16 protein-coding genes are annotated in these 19,243 nt (G+C 68.3%); 12 read left to right on the top strand and 4 right to left on the bottom strand.

Annotation, left to right across the window (positions count from 1 at the left end; genetic code table 11):
* Positions 1–163: 163 nt before the first annotated feature.
* The 7 genes from JANGC3_RS0121450 to JANGC3_RS0121480 all read left to right on the top strand — a co-directional run bounded on the left by JANGC3_RS0121450 (position 164) and on the right by JANGC3_RS0121480 (position 6,663).
* Positions 164–934, top strand: coding sequence for an ABC transporter ATP-binding protein (locus JANGC3_RS0121450; protein WP_017878544.1), 771 nt, complete (start codon positions 164–166; stop codon positions 932–934).
* A complete protein-coding gene (locus tag JANGC3_RS0121455; protein ID WP_017878545.1) occupies positions 931–1,677 on the top strand; it encodes an ABC transporter ATP-binding protein in 747 nt (248 codons plus the stop codon). Before JANGC3_RS0121450 ends, JANGC3_RS0121455 begins: the two co-directional genes overlap by 4 nt.
* The gene (locus JANGC3_RS0121460) at positions 1,677–2,672 is read left to right on the top strand and encodes a branched-chain amino acid ABC transporter permease (RefSeq protein ID WP_017878546.1); all 996 of its coding nucleotides are present in this window, start codon (positions 1,677–1,679) and stop codon (positions 2,670–2,672) included. Before JANGC3_RS0121455 ends, JANGC3_RS0121460 begins: the two co-directional genes overlap by 1 nt.
* Complete coding sequence (locus JANGC3_RS0121465; protein WP_017878547.1) at positions 2,669–3,739, top strand: ABC transporter permease subunit; 1,071 nt, start codon at positions 2,669–2,671, stop codon at positions 3,737–3,739. The genes JANGC3_RS0121460 and JANGC3_RS0121465 overlap by 4 nt, the downstream gene beginning before the upstream one ends.
* A 24-nt stretch (positions 3,740–3,763) precedes the next feature.
* Positions 3,764–5,323, top strand: a complete 1,560-nt coding sequence (locus JANGC3_RS0121470) for an acyl-CoA synthetase (RefSeq protein ID WP_026133307.1) — start codon at positions 3,764–3,766, stop codon at positions 5,321–5,323.
* A complete protein-coding gene (locus tag JANGC3_RS0121475; protein ID WP_017878549.1) occupies positions 5,320–6,204 on the top strand; it encodes a MaoC/PaaZ C-terminal domain-containing protein in 885 nt (294 codons plus the stop codon). The genes JANGC3_RS0121470 and JANGC3_RS0121475 overlap by 4 nt, the downstream gene beginning before the upstream one ends.
* 90 nt (positions 6,205–6,294) lie before the next feature.
* The gene (locus JANGC3_RS0121480) at positions 6,295–6,663 is read left to right on the top strand and encodes a porin (protein ID WP_017878550.1); all 369 of its coding nucleotides are present in this window, start codon (positions 6,295–6,297) and stop codon (positions 6,661–6,663) included.
* Positions 6,664–6,681: 18 nt separating this feature from the next.
* Here JANGC3_RS0121480 and JANGC3_RS0121485 read toward each other — a convergent pair whose 3' ends face one another.
* The 3 genes from JANGC3_RS0121485 to JANGC3_RS0121495 form a co-directional block, all read right to left on the bottom strand.
* The gene (locus JANGC3_RS0121485) at positions 6,682–7,875 is read right to left on the bottom strand and encodes an ammonium transporter (protein WP_017878551.1); all 1,194 of its coding nucleotides are present in this window, start codon (positions 7,873–7,875) and stop codon (positions 6,682–6,684) included.
* A 284-nt stretch (positions 7,876–8,159) separates the two neighbouring features.
* Positions 8,160–9,914 (bottom strand): allantoate amidohydrolase, encoded by a 1,755-nt coding sequence (locus tag JANGC3_RS0121490; protein ID WP_017878552.1) that lies wholly within the window; start codon positions 9,912–9,914, stop codon positions 8,160–8,162.
* 119 nt (positions 9,915–10,033) lie between these two features.
* Positions 10,034–10,792, bottom strand: coding sequence for an MBL fold metallo-hydrolase (locus JANGC3_RS0121495; protein WP_017878553.1), 759 nt, complete (start codon positions 10,790–10,792; stop codon positions 10,034–10,036).
* A 111-nt stretch (positions 10,793–10,903) separates the two neighbouring features.
* Between JANGC3_RS0121495 and JANGC3_RS0121500 the strand changes: the two genes are divergently transcribed.
* Positions 10,904–11,230, top strand: a complete 327-nt coding sequence (locus JANGC3_RS0121500; protein ID WP_017878554.1) for a winged helix-turn-helix transcriptional regulator — start codon at positions 10,904–10,906, stop codon at positions 11,228–11,230.
* A 42-nt stretch (positions 11,231–11,272) separates the two neighbouring features.
* Here JANGC3_RS0121500 and JANGC3_RS0121505 read toward each other — a convergent pair whose 3' ends face one another.
* Positions 11,273–12,211, bottom strand: coding sequence for a LysR family transcriptional regulator (locus JANGC3_RS0121505; protein WP_026133308.1), 939 nt, complete (start codon positions 12,209–12,211; stop codon positions 11,273–11,275).
* 132 nt (positions 12,212–12,343) lie between these two features.
* On the opposite strand from JANGC3_RS0121505, the gene JANGC3_RS0121510 reads away from it, so the two are divergent.
* The 4 genes from JANGC3_RS0121510 (at position 12,344) to JANGC3_RS34230 (ending at position 19,232) form a co-directional block, all read left to right on the top strand.
* Entirely contained in the window at positions 12,344–13,558 is a 1,215-nt protein-coding gene (locus tag JANGC3_RS0121510) for a urate hydroxylase PuuD (protein ID WP_017878556.1), read from the top strand.
* Positions 13,559–13,626: 68 nt separating this feature from the next.
* Complete coding sequence (locus JANGC3_RS0121515; RefSeq protein ID WP_017878557.1) at positions 13,627–14,859, top strand: M20/M25/M40 family metallo-hydrolase; 1,233 nt, start codon at positions 13,627–13,629, stop codon at positions 14,857–14,859.
* 263 nt (positions 14,860–15,122) lie between these two features.
* Positions 15,123–16,244 (top strand): substrate-binding domain-containing protein, encoded by a 1,122-nt coding sequence (locus JANGC3_RS0121520; RefSeq protein WP_081611934.1) that lies wholly within the window; start codon positions 15,123–15,125, stop codon positions 16,242–16,244.
* A 12-nt stretch (positions 16,245–16,256) separates the two neighbouring features.
* The gene (locus JANGC3_RS34230) at positions 16,257–19,232 is read left to right on the top strand and encodes an EAL domain-containing protein (protein ID WP_157406807.1); all 2,976 of its coding nucleotides are present in this window, start codon (positions 16,257–16,259) and stop codon (positions 19,230–19,232) included.
* Positions 19,233–19,243: the final 11 nt, after the last annotated feature.

A 19,243-nucleotide genomic window follows, 5' to 3' on the forward strand; every position in this document is an offset into this window, starting at 1 on the left:
CCGCCGGCCAAACCAAGAGCGTAACCCCGGGGTCGGACCCCAAGGGACGCGGTGTCCCCGCCTGCCCCCCCTGCGCTTTTGGGTTTTCGGCATCCGTGGCAGCACCTTGGCGTTACCTTTTTTTGCACATTTTTGCCGCCTTCAAACGCGGCTCGGGTTCCCCATGTCCATTTCTCTCGAAACGCGCGCGCTGACCGTCAATTTTGGCGGCCACGTGGCGGTCAACCAGGTCTCGTGCGCCTTCCGGCCCGGCACCCTGACCGCCATCGTCGGCCCCAACGGCGCCGGCAAGACCACCTATTTCAATCTGATCTCCGGCCAGTTGCCGGCCAGCGGCGGCGAGGTGCTGCTGAACGGCGAGAACCTGACGCGCCACGGCGCCGCCGCGCGCGCCCGCGGCGGCCTGGGCCGGGCCTTCCAGCTGACCAATCTTTTTCCGCGCCTGTCGGTGCTGGAAAACGTGCGCCTGGTGCTGCAGGTGCGCCACCGCATCGGCCTGCGCCTGCTGACGACCTGGTTCAGCCAGCGCCACCTGATCGAGGAGGCCGACGACATCCTCGAACAGATTTCCCTGACGGCGCGGCGCGAGACGCCGGCCAGCGCGCTGTCGCACGGCGACCAGCGCAAGCTGGAGGTCGGCCTGCTGCTGGCGATGCAGCCGCAGGTGTTCATGTTCGACGAACCGACCGCCGGCATGAGCCACGACGAGGCGCCGGTGATCCTCGAGCTGATCGCGCGGATCCAGGCGCGGCGCGACAAGACCATCCTGCTGGTCGAGCACAAGATGGACGTGGTCGAGCGCCTGGCCGACCGCGTCATCGTGCTCAACCACGGCGAGCTGGTGGCCGACGGCGCGCCGGCCGAGGTGATGCGCCTGCGCGTGGTGCAGCAAGCCTATCTGGGCGCCGAGGTGGCGCTGGAGGAGGCGGCATGAACGCGCCCCTGCTGACGCTGGCCGGGGTGCACACCCACATCGGACCCTACCACATTCTGCAGGGCGTCGACCTGGAGGTGCCGCGCGGCCAACTGACCATGCTGCTGGGTCGCAACGGCGCCGGCAAGAGCACGACGCTGCGCACCATCATGGGGCTGTGGCGCGCCAGCGCCGGGTCCGTCACCTTCGGCGGCGCCGCGCTGTGCGGCGTCGGCACGGCCGACATCGCCGCCCGCGGCATCGCCTACGTGCCGGAGAACATGGGCATCTTCAGCGACCTGTCGGTGCGCGAAAACATGCTGCTGGCGGCGCGCAGCGGGCCGATGGACGGCGCCCGCCTGGAGTGGATAGTCAAGCTCTTCCCCTCGATCAAACAGTTTTGGGAGAAGCCGGCCGGCAAGCTTTCGGGCGGCCAGAAGCAGATGCTGGCGATCGGCCGCGCGCTGATCGAACCGCGCCAGTTGTACATGTTCGACGAACCCTCCAAGGGGCTGGCGCCGGTGATGGTCAACAGCATGGTGGCGGCGCTGCGCGCGCTCAAGGAGCAGGGCGCGACGGTGCTGCTGGTCGAGCAGAACCTGGCGGTGGCGCAGGCGCTGGGCGACACGGTGGCGGTGATGGGCGCCGGCAGGGTGGTCCACCATGGCGGCATGGCGCAACTGGCGGCCGACCCCGACCTGCAGCAGCGCCTGCTCGGCCTGCACCTGGGCGCCGCCCCGGCGCGCGCCGGGGAGGGCGCGTGATGGCCGCGAGCCGCCTGCAGGCGTTCGACCAGAACCTGCCCAAGCTGGTGCTGCCGGCGCTGATGCTGCTGGCCCTGCCGCTGCTGCCCGGCCTGCCGACCTGGATCACGCTGACCGTGACCGGGCTGGCGATGGGCATGATGATCTTCATCATGGCCAGCGGCCTGACCCTGGTGTTCGGCCTGATGGACGTGATGAACTTCGGCCACGGCGCCTTTATCGCCGTCGGCGCTTTTGTGGCCACCAGCGTGCTGCGGCGGATGGCGGGCTGGATGGAGGCCGACAGCCTGCTGCTCAACGGCGGCGCCGTCGGCGTCGCGCTGCTGGTGGCGGCGCTGGTCACCGGCCTGCTGGGCTGGGGCGTCGAGCGCCTGATGATACGCCCGGTCTACGGCAGCCACCTGACCCAGATCCTGGTCACCACCGGCGGCCTGATCGTCGCCGAGCAGCTGATCCACGTCATCTGGGGGCCGGAGCAGATTCCGCTGCCGCGCCCGGCCAGCCTGCGCGGCGCCTGGATCGTCGGCGACGTCGCGGTCGAAAAATTCCGCCTGCTGGCGGTGGCGCTGGGGCTGCTGGTCTTCGCCGCCATGTGGCTGGTACTGAACCGCACCAAGATCGGTCTGCTGGTGCGCGCCGGCGTGCAGGACCGCGAAATGGTGGAAGCGCTGGGCTACCGCGTCGGCGTGCTGTTCGTCGGCGTCTTCGTCGCCGGTTCCGCGCTGGCCGGGCTGGGCGGGGTGCTGTGGGGCTTGTACCAGGAAAGCGTCAGCGCCGCGCTGGGCGCGCAACTGATGGTGCTGATCTTCATCGTCATCATCATCGGCGGCCTCGGCTCGGTTGGCGGCTGCTTCGCCGGCGCGCTGCTGGTCGGCCTGACCGCCAACTACGCCGGCTTCCTGGCGCCCAAGGTGGCGCTGGGCGCCAACATCCTGTTGATGGTGCTGATCCTGCTGTGGCGCCCGCAGGGCCTGTTTCCGGTGACGTCGCGATGATGGCCCGCCTGCTCCCCGGCGCGCTGTCGGGCGACGCGCCGCGCAGCCGCGTCCTGGCGGCCTTGCTGCTGCTGGTTTGCGTCGGCCTGCTGCTGGCGCCGTTCCTGTTCCCCGGCACGCGCGCGCTCAACGTCGCCGCCAAGATCTGCGTCTTCATCGTGCTGGCCGCCAGCTACGACCTGCTGCTGGGTTACACCGGCGTGGTCTCCTTCGCCCACACCATGTTCTTCGGCATCGGCGCCTACGGCGTCGGCATCGCCATGGCGCGCCACGAGGGCGACTGGCTGGCGCTGGCCGCCGGCGCCGCCGCGGCGTTGCTGCTGGCGCTGCTGCTGGCCCTGCTGCTGGGCGTGCTGTCGCTGCGCGTGCGCACCATTTTCTTCGCCATGATGTCGCTGGCGCTGGCGTCCTTCTTCGCCACGCTGGCGTCGCAGTTTTCCGCCTTCACCGGCGGCGAGGACGGCCTCAGCTTCAAGCTGCCGGCGCTGCTGTCGCCGGCCACGCGGTTGCTCGAGCAGCCCTTCCTCGGCGTCGACTGGAGCGGCAAGCTGCTGAGCTACTACCTGGTGTTTTTTTGCAGCCTGGCGCTGTTCCTGCTCGCGCTGCGGGTGGTCAATTCGCCGTTCGGCAAGGTGCTGCAGGCGATCCGCGAAAACGACTTCCGCGCCGCCGCCATCGGCTACAACCCGGTGCTGTACCGCACCGTGGCGAATTGCCTGGCGGCGCTGCTGGCCTGCGCCGCCGGCATCCTGTACGCGCTATGGCTGCGCTACGTCGGCCCCGACACCACGCTCAGCTTCGCCATCATGGTCGACATCCTGCTGATGGTGGTCATCGGCGGCATGGGCTCGATGTACGGCGCGGCGCTGGGCGCGGCCATTTTCGTGATCGCGCAAAACTATCTGCAAGACGGCATGAAGCTGCTGAGCGGCGCGCTGGCGGCGGCGCCGCCGCTGGCGGCGCTGTTCCATCCGGACCGTTGGCTGCTGTGGCTGGGCGTGCTGTTCATCCTCAGCGTGTACTTTTTCCCGAGCGGCATAGTCGGTCGCCTGCGCGGCAAACATTGATATTGGCATTGAAGGGAGTCGCATATGTATGTAGTGGACTGGTTGCACAAGCAAGCCCAAAACACGCCGGACAAGACCGCGCTGGTCGACCTTGCCAGCGGGCGCGCATGGACCTACCGCCAGTTCAACGCGCGCGCCAGCGGCGTCGCCGACTACCTGCTGACGCGGCCCGGCCTGCAACCGGGCGCGCGCGTGGCGGTGCTGGCGCATAACTCGTCGGACTACCTGGAGCTGCTGTACGGCTGCGCCAAGGCCGGCATGGTGATGGTTTGCCTGAACTGGCGCCTGGCGCCGGCCGAGCTGCTGCCGATTTTGCGGGACGCCGACCCGGCCGTGCTGGTGTACGGCCAGCCCTTCGCCGCCACCGCCGAGGCGCTGCGGGCGCAGCTGCCGGGCCTGCAGACGCAGCGGGCGGTGGTGATCGGCGCGGCGCAAGAGGGGGGAGCCGCGCACGCCTACGAGGATTGCCTGGCCGGCGCCGCCGGCCGCGTCATCGAAATGCCGCCGCGCCGCATGGACGAACTTTGGCACCTGCTCTACACCTCCGGCACCACCGGCAAGCCGAAGGGGGTGATGCAGACCTACGGCATGGTCTACTTCAACGCCGTCAACTGCATGCTGGCGACCGGCCTGTCGCAGCGCGACGTGCTGCTCAACGTGCTGCCGTTCTTCCACACGGGCGGCCTGAACCTGTACACCAATCCCGTCCTGCACGCCGGCGGCACGGTCCACATCATGCAGCAATTCGACGCCGGCGCCACCCTCGAGCTGCTCGACAGCACGGTGACGCTGTTCCTCGGCGTGCCGGCGGTCTACCTGATGCTGAGCCAGCATCCCGGCTTCGCCGCCGCGCGCTTCCGCTCCATGCGCCACTGGTCGGCCGGCGGCTCGCCGATGGCGCACAGCCTGCTCGAACTGTACCAGGCCAAGGGCGTGACCATTTGCTTCGGCTTCGGCATGACCGAAACCGGACCCACCGTGTTCATCTGCGACGAGGCCACCGCCCGGCGCAAGACCGGCAGCATCGGCCGGCCGGTCGGCTCGATGCGCACGCGCGTGGTGCTGGCCGACGGCGGCGACGCCGGCCCCGGCCAGCGCGGCGAACTCTACATCCAGGGGCCGGGCGTCACGCCCGGCTACTGGAAGCTGCCGCGGGCCAGCGCCGAAGCCTTCGTCGACGGCTGGCTGCGCTCGGGCGACGTCGCCTACTTCGACGACGAGGGCGACCACTACATCGTCGACCGCGCCAAGGACATGTACATCTCCGGCGCCGAAAACGTCTACCCGGCCGAAGTTGAAAACGTGCTGTTCCAAATGCCGCAAATCGCCGACGCCGCCGTCATCGGCGTGGCCGACGCCAAATGGGGCGACGTCGGCGCCGCCATCGTCGTGCTCAAGGCCGGCCAGCCGCTGGCGCCGGCCGAGCTGCAAGCGTTCTGCCGCGGCCGCCTGTCCGGCTACAAGGTGCCGCGCCACGTGGTGTTCGTCGACACGCTGCCGCGCACGCCGTCGGGCAAGCTCGAAAAACACAAACTGCGCAGCCAATTCGCCGATCTCGGTAATCAACAAGGAGGCGCGCCATGAGCTCCGTCCCATCCGGCTTTCGCCGCACGCTGCAACAGAGCGACTTCGACCGTTTCGCCGTGCTGAGCGGCGACGACAACCCGATCCACTGCGACCCGGAATTCGCCGGCCGCAGCCACTTCGGCGCCACCGTCGCGCACGGCATGTTCCTGTACGGCCTGATCTACCGCGCGCTGGGAGAGGCGCTGCCCGGCGCCGGCATGCTGCAGCTCGAACAGGAACTGATGTTCCCCAACCCCAGCTTCGCGCACGACGATGTGGAGGTGCTGGTCACGCCGCTGCCCGGGCGCGGCGACGGCAGCCGCAGCTTCAGCACGGTGGTGCGCAAGCAGGCCGGCGGCGCGGCCATCGTCACCGCGCAGGGAAGCGCGCGCGTGAGCAACAGCGGCGGCGCCGCCGCGCTGGCCGGCGCCAACGACGCCGCCGCCGACACCGGGGCGGCCGGCGGCGGCGACGACGAACTGCGCGGACTGCGCCGCGGCATGCGCGCGCGCGCCGAGCGCACCCTGAGCGAGGCCGACCTGGCCGACTACGCGGCGCTGACCGGCGATTGCAACCCGCTGCACCACAGCGACGACTGGGCCGTCGCCCACGGCTTCGCCGGCCGCCTGGTGCCGCCGCCGCTGCTGGCGAGCCTGTTCTCCGACCTGCTCGGCACCCGCCTGCCGGGGCGCGGCACCGGCTGGATGAAGCAGGCGCTGCGCTTCGTCGCGCCGGCCTACGTCGGCGAACGCATCACCGCCGAAGTCGAAATCGTCCGCCTGCGCGCCGACAAGGACCTGGTCAACCTGTCCAGCGTACTCACCGGCGCGGACGGGCGCACCATCTGCCGCGGCGAATCGCTGGTCCTGGTGCGCAACCTGGAAGCGCCGGCCGGCTGACGCCGCGCGGACCCGGCGCCCGCTCCCCCACCGATGTGACAATCGCCGCCGGCGCGCGGCGCGGGAGAGCCGCGCCCTGTCGACGTCGACATGTTCAACACTGCCGGCCGCGGCCACCGCGGCGGGCAGTCGGCACCACCCGCGCCCGGCGAAAAAGCCGGCGGCGCCGGCACCAACACCGCCAAAGCGCTCGGCCTGGCCTCCAAAAACGCCTGGGGCGGTATCAGCGCCGACGTGGCGCCGCAAACCGTCGTCAGCGCCGCCTACTACCGGACCACAAGCCCGGTGGCGCGCATAGGCGGCGCGCGCAAACTCTACATGGTCGGCGCGGTCTACTACCTGTCCAAGCGCACCAACCTGTACGCCGACATCGACCACGCCAAACTGAGCGGCCGCTCGCGCATCGGCAGCCAGACCAGCCAGACCGGCGTCTCCATCGGCGTCGACCACCTCTTCTAAGCCAAAAACGCGCCCCGTTCAGTCACGCTCGGGGGTGGCGCTGATCTTGTGGATGGACAGGTCGGCGCCGTCGAATTCCTGTTCGGCGTCGAGGCGGATGCCGACGGTTTTTTTCAGTACGCCGTAGATGATGGCGCCGCCGGCGACGGCGATGGCGATGCCGAGCGCGCTGCCCAGCAGTTGCGACATGAACGAGACGCCGCCGATGCCGCCCAGCGCCTTGCCGCCGAAGATGCCCGCCGCCAGTCCGCCCCAGGTGCCGCACAGGCCGTGCAGCGGCCACACGCCCAGCACGTCGTCGATTTTCCATTTGTTCTGGGTCCAGGTGAACATCCAGACGAAGATGGCGCCGGCGATGCCGCCGGTGATCAGCGCGCCCAGCGGGTGCATCAGGTCGGAGCCGGCGCATACCGCCACCAGCCCCGCCAGCGGGCCGTTGTAGACGAAGCCCGGATCGTTTTTGCCCATCACCAGCGCCACCAGGGTGCCGCCGACCATCGCCATCAGCGAGTTCACCGCCACCAGGCCGTTCATGTTGTCGAGGGTTTGCGCGCTCATGACGTTGAAGCCGAACCAGCCCACCGTCAGGATCCAGGCGCCCAGCGCCAGGAAGGGGATGTTCGACGGCGGATGGGCGGCGACCGCACCGTCCTTCGTGTAGCGCCCGCGGCGCGCGCCCAGCAGCAGCACCGCCGGCAGCGCGACCCAGCCGCCCACCGCATGCACGACGATGGAACCGGCGAAGTCGTGGAATTTGTGGCCGAAGCTGGCCAGCAGCCAGCCCTGGACGCCGAAGCGGTCGTTCCAGGCGATGCCTTCGAAGAAGGGGTAGACCAAACCGACCAGCACGGCGGTGGCCGCCAGTTGCGGATAGAACTTGGCGCGCTCGGCGATGCCGCCGGAGATGATGGCCGGGATCGCCGCCGCAAACGTCAACAGGAAGAAAAATTTGACCAGCTCGTAGCCGTTTTGGGCGCTCAGCGTTGCGGCGCTGCCGAAGAAGTGGGCGCCGTAGGCGATGCCGTAGCCGACGAAGAAGTAGGCGATAGTCGAGACGGCGAAGTCGACCAGGATCTTGACCAGGGCGTTGACCTGGTTCTTTTTGCGCACCGTGCCCAGTTCGAGAAACGCGAAGTCGGCGTGCATGGCCAGGATCATGATTGCGCCGAGCAGGATGAAGAGGGCGTCGGCGCCGTTTTTTTGTGCATCCATGCTGAGGATTCTCCCAATAATTGTGCAGAATTAAATGACTGCTACAAACTAAAGCAAGATTCGTTCCATTTTGGTGCGGTTTGTGTAGTGGCTTGATACGTATGGGTAAAAATTGCGGCGGCCGGGCGGGGCGCGGGACGGCGCACCGTTAGCGTGCGGTTTTTCGCCCCGCTTTGGGGCGGGCGCGGCAGGTCCCCTAGGTCGGATTGGCAGAGCGTCATCCGACGCCTGGCCGCTGCCGGCGCCAGTCGGGTTACGCCCGCTGGGCTAACCCGACCTGCGAATCACGCCTTCGGCTGGAAGCGGCGCAGGAAGTCGAGCAGCACTTGGGCGGCGATGTCGGCGTCGTCGGCGGTCATCGTTTCCAGCGGGTTGTGGCTGATGCCGCCGTTGCCGCAGCGCGTAAACAGCATCGCCACGTCGGTCACGGCGGCCATCGCCATGGCGTCGTGGCCGGCGCCGGAGGCCAGTTCGAAGCGCGGCAGGCCGGCGCGTTCGACCGCCTCGCCCAGTTGCCGCATCAGCCACGGCGCGCACGGCGCCGCGCTGGCCGAGACGATTTGTTTGACGTCGGCGTCGATCTGGCGCCGCGCGCAGATCGCGGCGATGCCGTCGAGGATGTCGGCGACCGCCGCCAGCCGCACCGCGTCGTCGGCGGCGCGGATGTCGAGCGAGAGTTTGCAGGCGCCCGGAATGACGTTCACCGAGCCGCCCGGCACCTGCAACTGGCCGACGGTGCCGACCAGCGATGCGCCGCTGCCGCAGCGGCGCTCGACCAGCAGGACGATTTCGGCGGCGGCGGCGGCGGCGTCCTTGCGCATCGTCATCGGGGTGGTGCCGGCGTGGCTGGCTAGGCCGCCCAGCTCGACCAGGTAGCGCGAGCTGCCGTTGATGGCGGTGACCACGCCCAGCGCCAGGTCGCGTTCGAGCAGCACCGGTCCCTGTTCGATGTGCACCTCGACGTAGCCGAGCAGGTCGGCCGGGTCGCGGGCGATGGCCGGGATGGCGCCGACGTCGTGGCCGGCGGCGGCGATGGCCTCGCGCATGCTGACGCCGTCGGCGTCGGTTTGCCCCAGCAGCGACAGGTCGAAGCGGCCGGTGACGGCGTTGCTGCCCAGGAAGGTACTCTTGAAGCGCACGCCTTCCTCTTCCGCGAAGCCGACGATTTCAAAGTGGAAGGGCAGCGTTTCGCCGCGCTGGTGCAGGTGTTGGACGATGGCGATCGGCAGCAGGATGCCGAGGCGGCCGTCGTATTTGCCGCCGTTGCGCACGGTGTCGTAGTGCGAGCCGGTCATCAGGGTTTTCGCCCCCGGCAGGGGCGACAGGTAGCGCCCGGCGACGTTGCCGACGGCGTCGATCCGCACCTGCATGCCGGCCGCGCGCATCCACTCGGCCAGTTGCGCGGCGCTCTGGATATGCGCCTCGGTCAGGTAGGCGCAGGTCAGGTTGTCGGGGCTGTCGCTCCAGCCGGCCAGGGTTTCCGACCATTGCATGATGGTGGGGCCGAATTCGAGTTGGCAGTCGAGCAGGGCGTTGACGCGCAGTTCGGCGATGCGCTTGATCTGCCGCAGGCACTCGGCCATTTCGTCGCCGCGCTGCTGCTTTAGGCGCCGCGTGAAGGTGGCGATGATGTGCTGGCGCGTCAGGCCGTTGCCGTCCGGGCCTTTGACGGCGAGGATGAAGGGGAAGCCGAATTTGGCGTTGTAGTCGGCGTTGAGGCGCTGCAGCGCGGCGAATTCGTCGGCGCTGCACAGGTTCAGGCCGGACTTGGTTTGTTCGTCGGTCGATTCGGCGGTCAGCTCGCCGGCGATGGCGGCCTTGCCGGCCAGCTCGGGGTGGGCGCGGATCAGGCCCAGTTGCTCGTCGACGCTGGCGCCGTTGACGGCGCGCTGCAAGGCCTGCTTGAGCGCGGTGGCGCTGGCGAACGGGCGCCAGGCGCAGGCCCGCTCGGGTATCCATGGCGAGTGTTCGTAGATGCCGCGCAGGTGCTCGATGAAGCTGGCCTGGTCGCAGCCGTTCAGTTCTGTCAGTGTCGTCATGGTTTTTTATCCGATCATGCAAGAGCCGATCATATATCGTTGTCGATAGTCCGGATATACGTGGGCGCTGATGTGGCATCTCTGCCGCGCCTTATATGGGCATGCGCGCGGCCGGGCGCTCAGCGGCAGCAGCCCGGCGCCGGCGCCGGCCGCTGCGGTGGCGGCAGCGCGCGCAGCGCCTTCACGTGGCGCGCGACGGCGGCGGCGCGCAGCGGGCCGCCGTGGCCGATGTAAAAGGTGTGCGCGCCGCCGTCCAGCATGTGCTGCAATTCGTCGGCCACGGCGTGCGGGTCGTCTTCAAACGGCGGACGCATCGCCTTGCCGGTCCTGACGATGCCGCCCAATAGTATCCCGGACGCCAGCAAGTCGCCGGCCAGCACCGCCATGCCGGCCAGTTGCACCGAGATCGAACCGGCCGTGTGGCCCGGCGTGTGCCTGACGGCGCCGGCCGCGCCGAAGCGCTGCAGGTCGAGGCTGGCGCCGTCGGCCAGCAGGACGTCGGGTTGGAACGGCGTGTAGGGTTGCAGTATCAGGCCGGTTTTCAGGAACAGCCGGCCAAACCAGCCGGTCGAGCAGAACGTCATGGTTTTTCTTTGCTGGTAGTAGTCGATGTCGCCGGCGTGGCCGACGATGGGGGCGCCGGATAGCTCGCGCAGGCGCGCGGCGCTGCCTGCGTGGTCGACATGGGCGTGGGTGACGACGATCAATCGAATGTCGCTGAACCGCATGCCGTGGCGACGCAGGGCGCGGCCGATTTTCGCCTCCGAGCCGGGCAGGCCGGTGTCGACCAGGATGCAGCCTTGCGGCCCGACGATGAGGTGGCAGTTGACCATGCCGAACGGTAGGATGGCGATGCGGATGATGTGCGGCAGGGGCATAATGGCGCTCTCTGTAGGCGCTGCGCGGCAGCGGAGCGCGTATTCTGGAATGCGGGCGATATTTAAACAAGTAGGCACAATTTAGTAACGTAGTCACTAAAAAGGAGAGTCATGGAACAGGACTGGCACACGGACAATCCGCTCGCCTGCCCGATGGTGGCGGCGCTCGATGTGATCGGCGGGAAGTGGAAGCCGATCATTTTGCATATGCTGAGCGAGGGCACGCTGCGCTTTGGCGAGATGAAGAAGAATATCCCGCCGGTGAGCCAGAAGATGCTGACGCAGCAGTTGCGCGAGCTCGAGGCCGACGGCGTGGTGCTGCGCAAGGTCTACGCCGAGGTGCCGCCGCGGGTCGAGTATTCGCTCACGCCGCGCGGCTGCGCGCTGCAGCCGGTGCTGCGCGATTTGTACGCCTGGGGCGAGACGCTGGCGGCGTGACCCGCGCGGCCCGGTGGGGCGCGCCGCGCGCTTACTTGATGCCTACTTGATGACCAGCGCCTTGGCCGCCGCGCTGATCTGGTCGCGCAGCCATTTGTGCTCGGGCGCCTGGTGCACGCGCTGGTGCCACAACTGGTAGAAGCGCATCGGCGGGAATTTCAGCGGCACCGTGAAGCTTTTCAGCGGCAGCGTTTTTTCGTAGAAGCGCATGAACTGGCGCCCGGTGGTGAGCACCAGGTCGGTTTGCGTCAGCATGTAGGGGATCAGGCCGAAGTAGGCCGATTCGACGACGACGTTGCGCTGCAAGTTTTGCTTTTCAAGGAAGGCGTCGATCACGCCGTGGTAGCCGGGCATCATTTGCGACGGCGCCACGTGCGGCAGGCTCAGGTAGTCCTCGAGCGTCATGGCGTCGCTGGCGGTGCGCTTGGCGTAGGCGCTCTCGGCGCGCATGGTGCAGATGATCGGGTCTTCGAACAGCTTCGAGATGTGCAGGTGCGCCGGCGGCTCGTCCCAGTTGGCGATGACCAGGTCCATGTCGCCGTCCGACAACAGTCGCACGTGGTCGATGCCCGGCCCCAGGTTGTGAAGCACCACGCGGCTCTTCGGCGAGCCGCGCCGCAGCACGGCGACGACGTTCGGCAGGAACTGGCTGTCGAGGTAGTCCGGCGCGGCGATGTGGAAGGTGCGCGCCTCTTCCTGCGCGACGAAGGGGGTCTTTTTGACGAACAGGCTTTCGGTCTGGTCGAGGATTTTCTTGGCCGGGCTGAGCAGGCTCTCGCCGTGCTGGGTCGGCACCATGCCGCGCGCGCCGCGCACCAGCAGCGGGTCGCCGGTGAGTTCGCGCAGCTTGCGCAGCGAGGCCGAAATCGACGGCTGCGGCTGGTTCAGCTTGAGCGCCACCCGCGAGACGTTTTTTTCCACCAGCAGCAGGTAGAGGATGCGGATCAGGTGCAGGTCGAGGTGTTGCGGCAGGCTGGACATCGTGTAGGGCACCCTCGGCTATATTATTTCGAATATGTTAAATATACGATAGATTTCCTATTTCGTGCGCCAATTCGGTTTATCTTGTGTAAGTTACCCCCAATCAAGCCCAGCGTCGACTGAAGGAATTTTATGGATGTGTTTGCCTACCTGATCCCCTATGGCCTCGAGTGGCTCAACCTGATCGTGCGCTGGTTGCACATGATTACCGGCATCGCCTGGATCGGCGCCTCGTTTTACTTCGTCTGGCTGGACAATTCGATCCGTGCGCCGGCCCCCGGCTCGCCGCTGGCGCTGAAGGGCGTCTCGGGCGAGTTGTGGGCGGTGCACGGCGGCGGCTTCTACAATCCGCAAAAATACCTGGTCGCGCCGGCCGAGTTGCCGAAGGATTTGCACTGGTTCAAGTGGGAGGCCTACTCGACCTGGCTGTCGGGCATCGCGCTGCTGACGATCGCGTATTACTTCAACGCCCAGGCGATGATGATCGACAAGTCGGTGGCCGACCTCAGCAGCTGGCAGGCGATCGGCGTCGGCGTCGGCATGCTGGCGCTCGGCTGGACCGTCTACGACCTGCTGTGCCGTTCGCCGCTGGCCAGGCACGAGCTGTGGTTCGGCGTGGTGGTGTTCGCGCTGGTGGTGGCGGCGGCCTACGCGCTGACGCATCTGCTGAGCGGGCGCGCCGCCTACATCCACGTCGGCGCGATGATCGGCACCATCATGGTGGGCAACGTGCTGATGCTGATCATCCCGGGCCAGCGCAAGATGGTCGAGGCGATGGCGGCCGGCAAGTTGCCGGACCCGGTGCACGGCCAGCGCGCCAAGCAGCGCAGCGTGCACAACAACTACTTCACGCTGCCGGTGCTGTTCATCATGATCAGCAACCACTACGCGATGACCTACCGCAACGAGCGCGGCTGGCTGGTGCTGGCCTGTATCATGGCGGCGGGCGTGTTCATCCGCCACTTTTTCAATTTGCGCCACAAGGGCCGCGTGGTGTGGGGCTATCCGCTGTTGGGCGTGGCGCTGCTGGTCGGCGTGGCGGTGGCGATCGCGCCGCCGGCGCCGGTGGCGCGCGCCGCCAACGACCCGGCGGCGCAGTTCGCCAAGGTGCAGGCGGTGGTCACCCAGCGCTGCGCCACCTGCCACGCGGCCGCGCCGACCCAGCCGGGCTTCGCGACGGCGCCGGCCGGCGTCATGCTCGACTCGGCGGCGCAGATCCGCCAGCATTCGGAGCAAATCTACAAGCAGGCCGTGCAGTTGAAGGCCATGCCGATTGGCAACCTGACGCAGATGACCGACGCGGAGCGCGCGTTGCTGGGCGCCTGGTTCGAGTCCGGCGCCAAGTAAGCCGACGTCGACAACATATCAAAATCAACTTTAACGCGGTATTCACCTATCACCGCCAAGGAAACAGAATGAGCAACGCACGCGCGCAACTGACTGACTGGATCGACGCCCATTTCGACGCGCAAATCGCCTTCCTGCAACAGGTCATCCAGGTGCCGACCGACACGCCGCCGGGCAACAACGCGCCGCACGCCGACGCCGTCGCCGACTTGCTGCAGGGATTCGGCTGGCACGCCGAAAAGCATGTGGTGCCGCAGCAAACCGTCACCGACTACGGCATGGAAAGCATCACCAATCTGATCGTGCGCCGCCCCTACCTGGCCGGCGGCCCGACGGTCGCGCTGAACGCCCACGGCGACGTGGTGCCGCCGGGCGACGGCTGGACCTTTCCGCCATACGGCGGGGTGATCGACAACGGCCACATCTACGGCCGCGCCGCCGCCGTCTCGAAATGCGATTTCGCCACCTATATCTTCGCCGCCCGGGCGCTGGAGGCGCTGGGCGTGCCGCTGAGGGGCAATCTGGAATTGCACTTCACCTACGACGAGGAATTCGGCGGCCTGCTGGGGCCGGGCTGGCTGCTGGAACAAAAGCTGACCAAGCCGGACTTCGTCATCGCCGCCGGCTTCAGCTACAACATCATCACCGCGCACAACGCCTGCCTGCAACTGGAAATCACCGTGCACGGCAAGGCCGGCCACGGTTCGATGCCGGAAACCGGGCATGACGCCTTGCAGGCCGCCAACAAGATTTTGAGCGCCATCTACGCCCAGTTGCCGGGGTTGAAAAAGATCAAGTCGGCGGTTCCCGGCATCGATTCGCCGACCATGCTGGTGGGTCGCATTGACGGCGGCACCAATACCAACGTGGTGCCGGGCAAGGTGGTGATGAAGATGGACCGGCGCATGATCCCGGAAGAAAATCCGGTCGAGGTCGAGGCGCAGGTGCGCGCGATGATCGAGGCGGCGGTGCAGGGCGAGCCGGGCATCCGCATCGAGATCAAGCGGCTGCTGCTGTCGCACGCGCTGCGTCCGCTGCCCGGCTCCGAGCAACTGGTGGCCAAGCTGCAAAAGAACGCGCTCGAGGTCATCGGCGAAACCATTCCGGCGCAGGGCACGCCGCTGTACGCCGACGCCCGCCTGTACGGCGAGCACGGCATTCCGGCGGTGCTGTACGGCGCCGGTCCGCGCACGGTGCCGGAGTCGAACGCGAAAAAAGCCGACGAGCGGCTGGAGCTGGAAGATTTGCGCAAGGCCACTAAGGTGGTCGCGCTGACACTGCTCGACTTCTTCGCCGCCTGAGCGTCGGGCTGCGCTCCGGCGCGATGCGGCGCAACATGGTTGCAATACCTCGGTCGGATCGGCGGCACGCGCCCTCCGACGCCAGCCGGGTTATCCGCCTCGTGTAACGGCGATGGGCTAACCCGAGAAAGGAAAATCGCGCATGTCCGCGTAATTACATACTTGCCGGCGCTTTTCGGGTAGTATGGGGTTGGCCATAATTGTTGATTCTCGGCAAGCTATTCCCGGTTTGCCACGGTCCGGCCAGCACCCTAGGACATGCTATGAAAACTTGGCATCGGGTCGCCCGCGCCTTGATCGTCGTCTGTGGTGTCTTCGCCACATCCAGCGCTGTCTGCCAGGGGCCGGCGAGCGCCGCGGCCGGCTTGCAGCAGGCCCGCGCGCGCGTCGCCACGGCCACGCTGCCGGGCGGCAGTTGGAGCGGCCCGACCACCGGGCCGGCCGCCGTGCCCGGCAAGTACATCGCCCTGATGGCCGAGGATTTGCGCAACGGCGGCGTGGTCGGCGTCGCCCAGGGCGTGCGCGAGGCCGCCGCCGTGATGGGCTGGACCCTGAAGATTTTCGACGGCGGCGGCTCGCCCGCCGGCCGCGCCAAGGCGCTGGCGCTGGCGCTGGCCTCGCGGCCGGACGGCTTGGTGCTGTGCGGCTCGGACGCGCTGGAAAGCCGCGCCGCGCTGGCGCCGTTCGCCCAGCGCAAGCTGGCGGTGGTGGGCTGGCACGCCGGCCCGAAACCCGGCCCGATCGACGGCACGCCGGTGGCGATGAACGTCAGCACCGACCCGCTGCAGGTGGCGCGCGTGACGGCGCTGGCGGCGGTGGCGCAGTCGGACGGGCGCGCCGGCGTGGTGATCCTGACCGACTCGCGCTTCGGCATCGCCATGGCCAAGGCCAACGCGATGGCCGACGTCATCCGCGCCTGCCCCGGCTGCACACTGCTGGAGGTGCGCGACGTGGCCATTTCCGACAGCGCCGAAAAGATGGCGCCGCTGACCGAGCAATGGCTGGCGCAATACGGCAAGCGCTGGACCCACGCGCTGGCCATCAACGACCTGTATTTCGACTACGCGCTGCCGGCGCTGACCAGGGCCGGCGCGGCCGCCAAGTCGCTCAGCCTGTTGTCGGCCGGCGACGGCAGCGCCGCCGCCTTCATGCGCATCCAGGCGCATATTTTCCAGACCGGTACCGTGGCCGAACCGCTCAACGCGCAGGGCTGGCAGGTGGTCGACGAACTCAATCGCCTGTTCGCCGGCAAGCCCGTCAGCGCCTTCGTCGCGCCGGCGCACCTGGTCACGGCCGAGAACGTCGGCTTCGACGGCGGCGCGCGCTTCCAGTACGATCCCGACAACGGCTACCGCGACGTCTACCGGCGCATCTGGAAACGCTAGCGGAGCGGCCACATGCGCATTTCCTTTCCCCGCACACTGTTGCCGCGCTCGCTGCGCGTGCAGTTCACGCTGGCGCTGTCGGCGCTGGCCATGCTGGTCGTCGGCGGCGGCGCCATCGCCGTCTACGCGCTGCGCAGTTCAAGCGACGCCACCCGTGAGCTGGCCGACCAGCGTCTGGTGCGCATGCAGGGCGCCCAGGATGTGCTGCAACAGAGCATGCTGATCGACCGCGACAGCGACCGCCTGCTGGTGGCCGCCTCGCCGGAGGCGCTGCGCGCCAGTTACGACGACATGGTGCGCCAACTGGCCGCGCTCGACGCGCAGGTGGCCGCCCTGGCGCAGGCCAGCGACGACGTCGCGGTGCTCGATTTGCAGCAGGCCAGCCAGGCGTTTCGCAACACCGCGAACATCGTCGCCAGCTTGCACGAGGGCGTCTTCGAGGTGGAAACCGCGTTCGCGCGCGGCGTGCGCGAGCGCGGCGCCCAGTTGCAGGCCGGCGCCACCCGGCCGGACCTGGAGCGGGCGCTGCTGTTGCAGCAGTTGCGCGACGCCGCCGACGCCGGGCGCGTGCGCCAGTTGGCGCTGGCGTTCGAGCGCCGCGGCGGCGCCGCCGCGGCTGCCGGGGCGGCGGACCTGTTCGCGCTGCGCGCCGACATGCTGGAGCGGCGGCGGGTACTGCAGCGCTTCCATGGCGAACTGCGCCGCCAGGGCGCCGCGCTGGCCGGCGCCGCGCGCCAGCAGTCGTCCCAGCTGACGCGCGACTACCGCGGCGCCGTGCGCGAGCTGGTGCAAGCGTCCAACCGCCGCCAGCAGTGGGTGTTGGCGATGCTGGCCGGTAGCGTGTTGCTGGCCTGGCTGGTCGGGCGGGTGTTCCTGGGCCGCCATGTGCTGGCGCGCCTGAGCGACATCAGCCGCGCGCTGCGGCGCGGCCATGCCGGCGCCGACGCCGGCGCGGCCGCGCTGGCGGTCGACGCCGCCGACGAGATCGGCGAGATGGCGCGCGCGGTGCAGCGCTTCCTGCACGACCGGCTGCAGCTGGAAAAGCGCACGCTGGAGCTGGGCGACGCCAAGGAGCGCTTGGCCGAGCAGAACCAGCAGTTGCAGGAGGAGGCGGTGGTGCGCCTGCGCGCCGAAACGCTGTGGGTCAAGCAGGGCAGGGTGCTGGAGATGATTGCCAGCAGCACGCCGCTGGCCGAGGTGTTGGAGAGCCTGGTGCTGTTGATCGAGTCGCAGATGGAGGGCATGATGGCGTCGGTGCTGTTGCTGGAGGAGGACGGCCGCCATCTGCGCCACGGCGCCGCGCCCAACCTGCCGGCGCACTACACGGCGCTGATCGACGGCCTCGCCGCCGGACCCAAGGCGGGCTCCTGCGGCACCGCCGCGCACCGCGGCGAAACCGTGATCGTCAGCGACATCCTGGTCGATCCGCTGTGGGACGACTACCGCGCGCTGGTGGCGCCGTATGGCTTGCGCGCCTGCTGGTCGACCCCGGTGATGCTCAACGACGGGAAAATCCTCGGCACCTTCGCGCTGTACGCCTACCAGGTGCGGGTGCCCAGCGCGGCCGAGACGCGCCTGATGGAGATGGCCACGCGCATCGCCGGCATCGCCATTGAGCGCAGGAACACCGAGGAGCAGATCCGCTACATGGGCCAGCACGACGCGTTGACCGGCCTGCCCAACCGCACGCTGTTGGAGGACCGCTTGAAGCAGGCGATGTTCTACGCCCAGCGCTACGAGCGCGAGGTGACGGTGGCCTTCCTCGACCTCGACCATTTCAAGCTGATCAACGACAGCCTGGGCCACAACGCCGGCGACGAGCTGCTCAAGGCGGTGGCCGACCGCATGTTGCTGTGCGTGCGCGCGACCGACACGGTGGTGCGCCTGGGCGGCGACGAATTCGTCATCGTGCTGTGCGACCAGGCCGAGGCGGCCGGCGGCGTGGCGCGGGTGCTCGGCGACATCCGCGACGCCATCGGCCAGCCGGTGCACGTCGCCGGGCAGCGTCTGCAGATCACCTGCAGCATGGGCCTGGCGAGCTATCCGGCCGACGGCGCCGACACCACCACGCTGCTGATGCACGCGGACGCGGCGATGTACCGCGCCAAGGAGCTGGGGCGTAACAACTACCAGTTCTACACCAGCGAGATGAATCTGAAGATCCAGCAAAAGCTGGCGCTGCAGGAGGGCTTGCGCAACGCCGTCGAGCGCGCCGAGTTCATCCTGCTGTACCAGCCGCAGGTGGACCTGGACAGCGGGCGCATGATCGGCGTCGAGGCGCTGATCCGCTGGCGCCACCCGCAGCTGGGCATGGTGGCGCCGGACGCCTTCATTCCGCTGGCCGAGGAAAACGGCCTGATCGTGCCGATCGGCGACTGGGTCATCCAGACCGCGTGCCGGCAAAACCGCGCCTGGCAGGACGCCGGCCTGCCGCCGATCACCATGTCGGTGAACCTGTCGGCGCGCCAGTTCAAGGAGGCCAACCTGGTCGCCCGCATCGCCGAGGCGTTGCGCGACAGCGGCCTGGCGCCGCGCTACCTGGGCATGGAGCTGACCGAAAGCCTGATCATGCAAGACTTGCAGCAGGCGCTGCAGACGATGCGCGAGTTGCAGGCGATGGGCGTGCAACTGTCGATCGACGATTTCGGCACCGGCTATTCCAGCCTGTCGGCCTTGAAAAGCTTCCCCATCGGCCGCCTGAAGATCGACAAGTCGTTCGTGCGCGACCTGCCCGACGACGACGACGACCGCGCCATCGCCACGGCGGTGATCTCGCTGGGGCACAAGCTGCAGCTGAAAGTGGTGGCCGAGGGCGTCGAGACGCAGGCGCAGCGCGACTTCCTGCACGCCAACGGCTGCGACGAAATGCAGGGTTACCTGTTCAGCCGGCCGGTGCCGGCCGAGGAGATCGTGCGCCTGTTCGAGGGGCAGGCCGGGCAACACTTCACGGCAAGCCCGCAACCCCGGGGTCAGACCATCGCGGTGTGACCGCGGCTCGT

The sequence above is a fragment of the Janthinobacterium sp. CG3 genome (assembly GCF_000344615.1).
GTDB lineage: Bacteria > Pseudomonadota > Gammaproteobacteria > Burkholderiales > Burkholderiaceae_D > Janthinobacterium.